Here is a 10,178-nt window from a genome sequence, read left to right as displayed (position 1 = left end):
GTCCATCATGACCCACCATTCCTGATTTATCTTTTCTTTCTAAGTTATCCTTTATTTATCTTAACAGCTCACAGCAATACTGTTCATTAGCTTAAGATTCTCGTATAATTCGCGCCATGAATGCACTGTGGACTAAGTGGTCGAGAAATGAGTCTAGCTGAACAAATTATGCCTGAAGATTATATCTTCCCTCCAAAGCCAGCTCCGTTATCAAAAGACGAGCAAGCTGAGTATAAGGCACGTATCAAACAATTATTAAAAGACAAGAACGCGGTTCTTGTTGCCCATTATTACACTGATCCTGAAATTCAAGCACTAGCTGAAGAAACAGGCGGTTGTGTTGCTGACTCGCTAGAAATGGCGCGTTTTGGCGCTAAGCACGACGCAGATGTAATTGTGGTAGCCGGTGTTCGCTTTATGGGCGAAACAGCAAAAATCCTAACGCCAAATAAAACAGTTGTTATGCCAACGCTTGCTGCAACGTGTTCATTAGACGTAGGTTGCCCAATTGAAGAGTTCTCAGCGTTTTGTGATCAGCACCCTGATCGCAAGGTAGTAGTGTATGCAAATACATCAACCGCTGTTAAAGCGCGTGCAGATTGGATTGTTACTTCTTCATGTGCCCTAGAAATCGTTGAGCACCTTGATGAGCAAGGCGAAAAAATCATTTGGGGTCCAGATAAACACTTAGGTTCTTACATTCAAAAGAACACAGGTGCAGACATGATCATGTGGAATGGCGCCTGTATCGTTCATGATGAGTTTAAAACCAAAGCACTTAAGGATATGAAAGCCTTACACCCAGATGCGGCTGTATTGGTTCACCCAGAGTCTCCGGCGGAGATAGTAGCCTTAGCTGATGCGGTTGGTTCAACAAGCCAACTAATCAAAGCAGCGCAAACCATGGACAACAAAAAGTTCATCGTTGCGACTGACCGAGGCATTTTCTACAAAATGCAGCAGTTATGCCCAGAGAAAGAATTCTTTGAAGCCCCAACAGCGGGTGAAGGCGCAACATGTAAAAGCTGTGCGCATTGCCCGTGGATGGCGATGAATGGCTTAAAAGCGATTGAAGAAGCACTGACAGACCCAGAAGGTAAAGAAGTGTTTGTTGATATGGACTTACGCGAAGGCGCATTAAAGTCGCTTAACCGTATGTTAGATTTTTCAGCAACGCTTCAACGCTAAGAACGAATCGTCTATACAAAAGGCAAGGTGTTTACCTTGCCTTTTTTGTTTGATTACTACTCACTTAGCAGCACAATTTTAAAAAGCCCTTGCGTCTGTAGGGTTGTTTTCATACTATAACGCCGCTGCTAAACTCTAAGCAGCGCCTTAGGTGACGTGTCCGAGTGGCTGAAGGAGCACGCCTGGAAAGTGTGTATACGGCAACGTATCGAGAGTTCGAATCTCTCCGTCACCGCCATTTCTTAAATTTACCCCACCATTGCAAAGTGTTTTTCAAGGTTACATTTAGCGCGCATCGCTATGTGGCTACTGACCTTTCTGGCAAGTTCTATCACTAATAATTCAAGTTGTTCACGGCTATAACCAAGCAGTACACAGCGTTTAAGTTGCTCGCTAACTAAGCTGTTGGCATCGTCTAATGCAAATAAAGCGCCTAAAGAGGCAAGCTCAAAAACTCTGTTGTTTTGCTGTTCTATGCCAAAAGGTAGTTGGCCAAATGTGAGTGCGGTTTTTAGCTGTTGCTCTGTGCGTTTGATAAGCAACGCATTTGAACCTTGAATATCATCAAGTGACTTTAAAATCTCTAGCGCCAGCAATGCTTTTGGCACCCCAGAATACACACTGATATGCGGTAAAATATCACACAACTCTTGCATTGAAACGCCATCATTCAATGCGTGCTGACATGCTCGTTTTAACAAAGGCTTGTCATGAACGGTGACCAAAGCAGCGATCGCGACAAACACAAATAAATCCGTGTTGTTATGGCTCATAATTTCTCTTTTGATTTTAGGTACTGAATATATTGAGGTTTTGTAGCGTTGGCTGATTACATAGAGCATGCAATCGAAAAATTGAAAATACATTATGGTCGATAATGGCAGTTGCTGCTTGCCATAAATGATTTAATTTTTGCCTAAAGTAACGAACTGTTACCTTAAATGGTCCTAACCTCAAATTACAGTGATACACTTAATTGAGTGTTTATTAGAGGTAATTTAAATGCGTCAGGCATTAATAGAAGCAGTGAAAGCAATAGCGATTGTAGACGGTAACTTTGAAACAGCAATTCCAGAGTTATTAGTGTTCAGACGAAGCGAAGTTTCATTACCGATGGCCTGCGTGTATGAGTTAGGGCTGGGTATTAGCTTGCAAGGTGCAAAGCGAGTTGTGTTGGGTGAACATAGTTATGATTACACTGACGGCCAATCGCTGGTGACCTCAGTCGATGTGCCTGTTGCCTCGCATATTACTCGTGCCAGTAAAGAGCAGCCATTTTACGGTCTTTACTTACGCTTAGATGCTCATGAAATCAGCCATATTGTTGCTGAAATGGATTTTGCCGGGCAAGACAAGTTCCCTAAGCACCAAGCTATGTCGGTGGTTGATAGTGATAATGGTTTGCTTGATGCTTTACTTAGGCTGATTCAACTCGACAATGAACCTCAATTAAAAGCGAATCTTGCGCCACTTATTAAAAAAGAAATTATATTGCGTTTGTTAAATAGCCCGCATAGCCCTTATTTAAGGCAAATTGTGATGTCTGGCTCAGCCCATCAAAAAATCGCTAAGACCTTGTGTTGGTTAAAAGAAAACTTTAACAGTCAATTTTCAATTGATGATTTAGCCCGTGATGCACACATGAGCCCGTCGACATTCAGGCTGCATTTTCGTGATGTAGTAAAGATGAGCCCGTTGCAATACGTAAAAAATTTACGGCTACAAGCGGCAAGACAATTAATGCTAAATGAGCGAATAGATGTAGGCTCTGCAGCTTTAAAAGTGGGCTACGAAAGTCCATCGCAGTTTAGCCGCGAGTACACACGCTTTTTTGGTAAGTCACCGATAAAAGATATTTCAGCACTGCGGTTACAACAAATCGCATAAAAAAGGGAGCTCAAGGCTCCCTAGTATTTAAAATCGTCTTTTTGGTATTCTCAATTGTGAGTCAAACTCATCGGGGAATAAAATGGTGCCGTCGTCTTGGTCAGTGGGGAATACTGCAATAAGTAAGTCATCTTGTTCAAGGCCCGGTGTCCAGCGGCTTAACCAGTCTTTTACAGGGATAGCTTTTGGTGTGCAGTCTTGCCATTCACCGGTTGCCCAGCTTTGGGCAAATTCGCGGCTAGGCCATACAGGCACGCAGTCGTCGTCTTCGTTTGAGAGCATGACGCAGCCATGTTCATCATTGAGGATCCACACTTGTTTAAACTCTTGTACCGTTTCAAACATATAAGCGAGTCGTTTCTTTGCGCCTAAGGCGAGTACAGTATCAAATTCAGTTTCAACACGTTTAGCAGTTGCATTATTCATGACAGGCTCACTCTTTTAGTTATACACAGCTACACCTTAATCATAAGGTGATAAATTAATATGACAAGTAAAGTTATTAGCTAAATTAATTTACTAATGCAGCGAATAGATCGTCAGCAAGTTGTTGCAGAGATTTAGGGTCTTGATTTGTCAGCGCATAGGTACGAATACCGTATATGCCCATGACTAAAAAGCGTGCAAGTTGTTGCGCTGACTTGCTACTTACAAATTCGTTGTTATCTAGGGCTTTTTGAAGTTGCTCAGCGAGGGCATGCTCGTATGCATTAAGGTTGCTACGCAGCACAGTGCAAATTTGTGGGTCATTGCCTTCAACCTCAGAAATACTCTTCGTAAGTAAGCATACTTTAGCTACTTCACCTTCAATACACTCATCAACAATCACAGTTAAGTAATGTTTAAGAGTTGATAAAATTGATTGTTGGTCATTAAAAAGGGCTGTAAATTGTTGGTTTCTGTCTTTTTGATATTGCTCGGTGGCGGCTAAAAACAAGCCTTTTTTGTTGCCATAAGCCGCGTAAATAGAACCCGGGTGAAGGTGAGTCACTTCTTTTAATTTTTGCATACTGGTCTTCGCATAGCCATATTTCATAAAAGCATGCATGGCTTGGCGTAGTACAAATTCAGTATCAAATTCAGCAGTTCTCATTAAAGCTCCTCACGGTTTATAAACGAAGTTTACGTAATCTTGAACGATTATTCAAAATAAACCTTGAAGTATGTTTGTTTCGCCCTTATCTTGAATGTATGTTCAAGATAAGGATAAAACCATGACAACCGATTTACTTTCTCCGTTTAAACTAAATGACAGCATTGAGTTGCAAAACCGTGTACTAATGGCACCCCTTACACGCTGTATGAGCGACGATAATCTCGTACCTACCCAAGCAATGGTTGACTATTATGCGCGCCGTGCTGATGCGGGCTTAATTATTAGCGAAGCAACGATTATTCGCCCAGATTCACAAGGTTATCCAAATACACCGGGTCTATTTACTAGCGAACAAATTCAAGGTTGGAAGAAAGTCACAGATGCTGTGCACGAAAAAGGCGGCAAAATGTTTGCTCAGCTTTGGCACGTAGGTCGTGTTGCTCACCCTCACTTTTTTGGTGGTGATGTACTGGCACCATCAGCCATTGGTGTTGAAGGTTCGGTACCGAGAATGCGTGAGTTAACTTACGTTACTCCAAAAGCGGCAACCATTGAAGACATTCAAGGTTTAATTGCTGACTACGCAAAAGCCGCCGAAAACGCAATTGAAGCGGGTTTTGACGGGGTTGAAATTCATGGTGCAAATGGTTATTTAATCGATCAATTCCTACACTTTGCTGCCAACCAACGTGAAGACCAATACGGTCAAACACCAGAAAACATGTCGCGTTTTGCTCTTGAAGTCGTTGATGCTGTCGTGGCGGCAATTGGTGCAGATAAAACTGCATTACGCTTATCGCCAGGTGCGTATTTTAATATGACTGAAAGCGATGGTGATAAAGCAGTATTCGATTATCTATTACCAGCCCTTGAAACACGTAACCTTGCCTACTTACATGTTGGTATTTTTGATGACAGCATGCGCTTTGCAAGTTTAGGTGATAAGTCAGCGTCTGAATATATGCGCGGAGCGTACAAAGGTACGTTAGTAGGGGTAGGTAGCTATAGCTTTGAGTCGGCTAATCAAGCTATCGATAACAACCAATTTGATTTAATTGCGATTGGTCGTCCATTCATTGCGAACCCAGATTACATCAGTAAAGTTAAAAATGGTGAAACCTTAACACCATACAGCGACGAAATGCTGGCTGAACTGATTTAAGCAAACCTAATAATATTGTCCAACCAATAAGCGCTCAGTTAATTTAACTGGGCATTTCTTCTAATACTTTCTTATTTATTAAACAGTTAAGTCTTAAATCTGCCATGAAAATGCATTAATTGTTTAATTGTTGTGTCAAATATTTTGACCCTAAATGTAATACGCGCTCTGCATACTGTGCCCGCTTTTAAATACGTAACCTTGGAAAAACAATGAGCACAGTAGCAAAAAAAACAAAGCTAAGCCTTGTAGTCGCAACGCTTTTAGCAACATCGGCACATGCAAACACGAATAACGAAATTGAAGAAATTACCGTTGTTGCAAAGCCAACCAGTTATGCAAATAACGTTATTGAACCTGCGATGCTTGAGCAACAAAGTTCAGTATCAAGTGTGTTAGCCGTGATTGATAACCTACCGGGTATTAGCATCAACGAAGGTGATGCATTCGGTGGTGACGATTGGTCAACCACCATCACTATGCGTGGCTTTAGTATTGATGGTAATCAACAGCAATTAGGTATGACGATTGATGGTATTCCTAATGGCGGTTCTAACTATGGTGGCGGTGCAAAAGCAAACCGTTACTTAGACAGCGAAAACTTAGCAACAGTTGAAGTAGGGCAAGGTACGTCTGATATTGCTTCTGCATCACTCGAAGCATTAGGTGGTACTTTTAATTTTGTGAGTGCACAACCGAGCACTGAGCAAAGCACTACGTTTGCTTACACAACGGGCGATCATAACGCTAGCCGTTACTTTGTTAAGCACGAAACTGGCACTGTGTTTGATAACACGCAAGCCTATATCAGCTATTCGCAAACAGACACCAGCCGTTGGGTTGGAGATGGTAGCAATGGTGGTAAAGACAACCAGCATATCGAAGCGAAGTTTGTATCAGACTTTAGCGACCTAACCGTAACGGGTCGTGTTTCGTATGATGATGTTCATGAAATTAACTATAACAGCATCAGCATTAGTGAGTTTGAACAAAACCCTGATTGGGATCGTTTAACTTGGAATTGGACTGGCGTACCGCATTTTGATCAAATGTTTGCTGAGGGCTGGGGTACACTGCGTGAAAATACCCTTGCGTATGTAAAGTTTGATTACGCGTTAAGTGCCACTTCAAACTTAAGCTTGTCGCCTTACTATCATAAAAATTCAGGTCGTGGCGATTGGATCCCGCCTTATTTAACGTCACCGGTTGATGGCGATGGCAATCCAACAACGATTGGCGGCGAAAATGCTGGCAGCTATGGCTTTACAGATAGCGAAGGCAACCCACTTGCACCAGCTGCAGGTTGTACGGCAAGTTTAGAATGGCCATGGTCATCTGGCCCTGGCTTAAATCCTGCCTGTTACCCAGATGATGCTATTCCAGTTATGTCGTATCGTCATACTCACTATAAAAAAGACCGCTTAGGTATGACCGGTGAATACCAGGTAACCCTTGGCAATCATGATATTGAAGCAGGCTTTTGGTTTGAACAAACAGACCGTGATGAGTCACGTGACTGGCATAAAGTTATTGACGCCCGTGTCTATCATCACTTTGACCATACGCCGTATTGGACACAGTACAAGAACACCTTTGAAACAGATACATTCAAATGGTACGTACAAGATTCAATCAGTTTAGGCAACTTCACGCTTAATTTAGGTGCTAAACAGTATCTTGTTGAGCTGCAGCGTTATAACCATTTTGAAGATGAATACTCAGATAAAATCGACAGTGATTCAGACGTGCTCTTCAGCGGTGGTGTGCTGTATCAGCTATCTGCAAGCACAGAGTTATTCACCAGCTACAGCGAAAACTTTGCGGCAATTAAAGATGGTGTACTTGAACGTGATTCATCAACACTGACCGAAATTGAACCTGAAACAGCTGAAAACATCGACCTAGGTGTGCGCTACAGTGATGACCGCTTAAGCTTAACGGCAACAGCTTACAGCATCGAATTTGATAACCGCATTACCTTTATTGCTCCGGGCAGTGATACAGATGGAATTGATTACACTATTGGCACGAACGGTTCTTACATCAACGTTGGTGGTATTGAGTCAACGGGTGTTGAGCTTTCAGCAAGCTATATGCTGACTGACAAATGGAACCTTTACACATCGTATACCTACAATAACTCTGAGTATCAATCGAACGATCCAAGTGCTTACAACAGCGATGGTGAGCTACTTGAGAATGCATCAGCCAGCTTTAAAGCGGGTGATGAAGTGATTGACTCAGCACAAGATTTATTTGTGGTATCGGCAGACTACTACAGTGGTGATTTCCGCTTTGGTTTATCGGCTAAATACACAGGTGAGCGTTTAGGTGCATGGACTGATGAGCAAACCCGTTCGCGTAACGAGGTTGATGGTTACACCTTGGTTGATTTAAACATTGGTTATAACACCAGTCTTGATTCTGGTGTGTTTAAATCACTCGACCTTGCATTTGTGGTGAATAACTTGTTTGATAAATCTTATCTAGCAGGTGGTACTGGTAATGGTTCAACCTACTTTATTGGTGCACCACGTACAGCTGCTCTAACACTTACAGCGCAGTTTTAAGCAATAAGCTAACGTTTAAACAGCCCATCTTTGATGGGCTTTTTTGCAGGTGAGATATGAAAAAAATAATTTTAGCCACGGCGGTGGTGGCTGCATCACTTTTAAGCATAAGCTGTAAAGCTGCCGACAATGTTGTGCTTGTTACTCTTGATGGGCTTCGCTGGCAAGAAGTGTTCTCAGGGGCAGATGAGAACCTTATTGATAACACTGATTTTGTTGCAGATACAGATGAACTAAAGGCGCTTTTTTGGCGAGATGATCAAGCACAGCGTACTCAAGCGTTAATGCCATTTTTTAGCGAAACATTGGCAAAGCAAGGCGTTTTGATTGGCGATAGAACTCAAGGCTCATTGATGTCGGTAAGCAACCCGTGGTATTTCTCATACCCAGGTTACAGTGAAATTTTAACCGGCGTAGTAGACGAAAATATCGATAGTAACGATAAAGTGCCTAACCCCAATAAAACCATTTTAGAGAGTTTAAATTCTCAGCCAGAATTTAAAGGTAAAACCGCGCTTTTTGGTAGCTGGGATGTGTTTCCCTATATTGTAAATCGTGAGCGCAGTGGGGTTTATGTTAATGCTGGCTTTGAAACTTTTGATGCAGTGAACTCAGAGGAAGTGAGTTTACTAAACCAAATGCAAAGTGAGATCCCAAGCCCTTGGCACAATGTTCGCCTCGACAGCTTTACCTACCGATTTGCCAAACAATATATATTAAATAAACAGCCGCGTTTGCTAGTTATTAGCTTGGGTGAAACCGATGACTTTGCTCATAACGGTAAATACGATGCCTATTTAAAATCGGCTAAACAAAGTGATGCGTTTATTCGTGACCTTTGGCAAACAATTCAACAAACACCGGGCTATAAAGACAACACCACAATGATCATTACCACCGATCATGGCCGTGGCAGTCATGCAGATGATTGGCAGCATCATAGCTCGAAGCGTGCTTTGGCACGTTCAGAGCAAGGTAAGCAACGTTTTCCAAACGGCATTGTTGGCTCTGAGCATATTTGGTTAGCGGCCATTGGCCCAGATATAAAAGCAACAGGCTTAATAAAGCCCAAAAATGAGCTTAAACAAGCGCAAGTGGCTGCAACCGTGTTGAGCGTTTTAGGTATCAACAGTCAGCAAGTTAACCCAAAGATGGCAGCGCCGATTAAGGAGATTTTAAAATGAGTTTAACTTTTAGTTTTTTAGAAGCGCCTTATCTGGATTAATGCTGGTTAGTTGTGCGAGTGCGATTGCCGCACCGAGTAAAATTTTGTTTGGCTCATGTGGTCATCAAGACAAAGCTATTCCCATTTTTGATGCCATCAACAAAGAGCAAGCCGATTTATTTATGTTCCTTGGCGATAACATTTATGGAGATACCGAAGATATGTCGGTACTTGCCGATAAATATCAACGTTTAGGGCAAAAGCCGGGCTTTAAAACATTACGTGCGAATACGCCAATCATTGCCATGTGGGATGACCATGATTATGGCGAAAATGACGCTGGCAGCGAATACCCGAAAAAACAGCAATCACGAAAAATCATGCTCGACTTTTGGCAAGAGCCTGCAGACTCTGCTCGCAGAACTCGTGAAGATGGTATTTACACTTCTTACACGTACGGTGAGGGTGAACAAACAGTAAAGGTGATCATGCCTGATCTGCGTTTTAATCGCGCACCGTTGAATCACGTATCGGCGATGACCTATCAACTTGAACGAAAACCTGCAAAACAAGGGCCTTATAGCCCAACAACTGATAAAAACGCCTCTATGCTTGGCGAAAGCCAATGGCAATGGCTTGAACAAGAGCTCAAGTCAGATGAAAAGATAAAAATCATTGCCTCAAGCTTGCAGCTATTAGCTGATTTTACTGGTTGGGAGTCATGGGCTAATTATCCGGCTGATCGTGAGCGCTTATTTGCGCTTATTAAAAAACATAAAGTAAACGGTGTGATTATTGTCAGTGGCGATACCCACTGGGGGGAGCTGTCTAAATATCAACAAAACCTAGATTACCCGCTATTTGAGATGACTAGCTCTGGGCTTACAGAAAAGTGGAAAGATGTTAGCCCTAATAAACACCGTGTGGGTGATTACACTCATGAAGTTAACTACGGCGATTTAACAATCGATTGGCAAAAAGCAGATCCTACCATCCGTATTGCGCTTAAAGGTATTAAGGGTGATGAGATAATTCACACTGAGTTCGCGTTATCGACGATAAGCCCATACCAGTAAATATTGCCAGCTGCGCATATCTTTAACACATGCC

General features: G+C 42.3%; 9 protein-coding genes and 1 tRNA gene. 7 read left to right on the top strand and 3 right to left on the bottom strand.

The window, feature by feature from the left end; translation table 11 throughout:
* Positions 1-147: 147 nt before the first annotated feature.
* Positions 148-1,188, top strand: coding sequence for a quinolinate synthase NadA (nadA, locus tag CWB80_RS16940; RefSeq protein ID WP_054561293.1), 1,041 nt, complete (start codon positions 148-150; stop codon positions 1,186-1,188).
* A gap of 150 nt (positions 1,189-1,338) precedes the next feature.
* A tRNA-Ser gene (locus CWB80_RS16935) sits at positions 1,339-1,426 on the top strand.
* A 10-nt stretch (positions 1,427-1,436) separates the two neighbouring features.
* On the opposite strand, the gene CWB80_RS16930 is transcribed toward CWB80_RS16935, so the two are convergent.
* Positions 1,437-1,961 carry a carboxymuconolactone decarboxylase family protein gene (locus tag CWB80_RS16930; RefSeq protein WP_138602412.1) on the bottom strand — a complete coding sequence of 175 codons (525 nt, stop codon included), beginning with the start codon at positions 1,959-1,961 and terminating at the stop codon, positions 1,437-1,439.
* Between the two features lie 229 nt (positions 1,962-2,190).
* Here CWB80_RS16930 and CWB80_RS16925 point away from each other — a divergent pair, with 229 nt between their 5' ends.
* The gene (locus CWB80_RS16925; RefSeq protein ID WP_138602414.1) at positions 2,191-3,075 is read left to right on the top strand and encodes an AraC family transcriptional regulator; all 885 of its coding nucleotides are present in this window, start codon (positions 2,191-2,193) and stop codon (positions 3,073-3,075) included.
* Positions 3,076-3,102: 27 nt separating this feature from the next.
* Here the strand turns inward: CWB80_RS16925 and CWB80_RS16920 are convergent, their stop codons facing one another.
* Together CWB80_RS16920 and CWB80_RS16915 are read right to left on the bottom strand one after the other, a co-directional pair.
* On the bottom strand, positions 3,103-3,501 hold the full coding sequence (locus CWB80_RS16920) for a DUF2750 domain-containing protein (RefSeq protein ID WP_138602416.1): 399 nt from the start codon (positions 3,499-3,501) through the stop codon (positions 3,103-3,105).
* 85 nt (positions 3,502-3,586) lie between these two features.
* Complete coding sequence (locus CWB80_RS16915) at positions 3,587-4,168, bottom strand: TetR/AcrR family transcriptional regulator (RefSeq protein WP_138602417.1); 582 nt, start codon at positions 4,166-4,168, stop codon at positions 3,587-3,589.
* A gap of 121 nt (positions 4,169-4,289) precedes the next feature.
* On the opposite strand from CWB80_RS16915, the gene CWB80_RS16910 reads away from it, so the two are divergent.
* The 4 genes from CWB80_RS16910 to CWB80_RS16895 all read left to right on the top strand — a co-directional run bounded on the left by CWB80_RS16910 (position 4,290) and on the right by CWB80_RS16895 (position 10,144).
* Positions 4,290-5,333: an alkene reductase gene (locus CWB80_RS16910; RefSeq protein ID WP_138602418.1), complete on the top strand. Its 1,044-nt coding sequence runs from the start codon at positions 4,290-4,292 to the stop codon at positions 5,331-5,333.
* A gap of 212 nt (positions 5,334-5,545) precedes the next feature.
* Entirely contained in the window at positions 5,546-7,903 is a 2,358-nt protein-coding gene (locus tag CWB80_RS16905; protein WP_138602419.1) for a TonB-dependent receptor domain-containing protein, read from the top strand.
* Positions 7,904-7,959: 56 nt separating this feature from the next.
* The gene (locus tag CWB80_RS16900) at positions 7,960-9,087 is read left to right on the top strand and encodes a sulfatase-like hydrolase/transferase (protein WP_138602420.1); all 1,128 of its coding nucleotides are present in this window, start codon (positions 7,960-7,962) and stop codon (positions 9,085-9,087) included.
* A 40-nt stretch (positions 9,088-9,127) separates the two neighbouring features.
* A complete protein-coding gene (locus tag CWB80_RS16895; RefSeq protein WP_138602421.1) occupies positions 9,128-10,144 on the top strand; it encodes an alkaline phosphatase D family protein in 1,017 nt (338 codons plus the stop codon).
* The last annotated feature ends 34 nt before the right edge of the window (positions 10,145-10,178 follow it).

The sequence above is a fragment of the Pseudoalteromonas sp. S1650 genome (assembly GCF_005887195.1).
Taxonomy (GTDB): domain Bacteria; phylum Pseudomonadota; class Gammaproteobacteria; order Enterobacterales; family Alteromonadaceae; genus Pseudoalteromonas; species Pseudoalteromonas simplex.
This window is presented reverse-complemented; position numbering and strand designations above follow the sequence as displayed.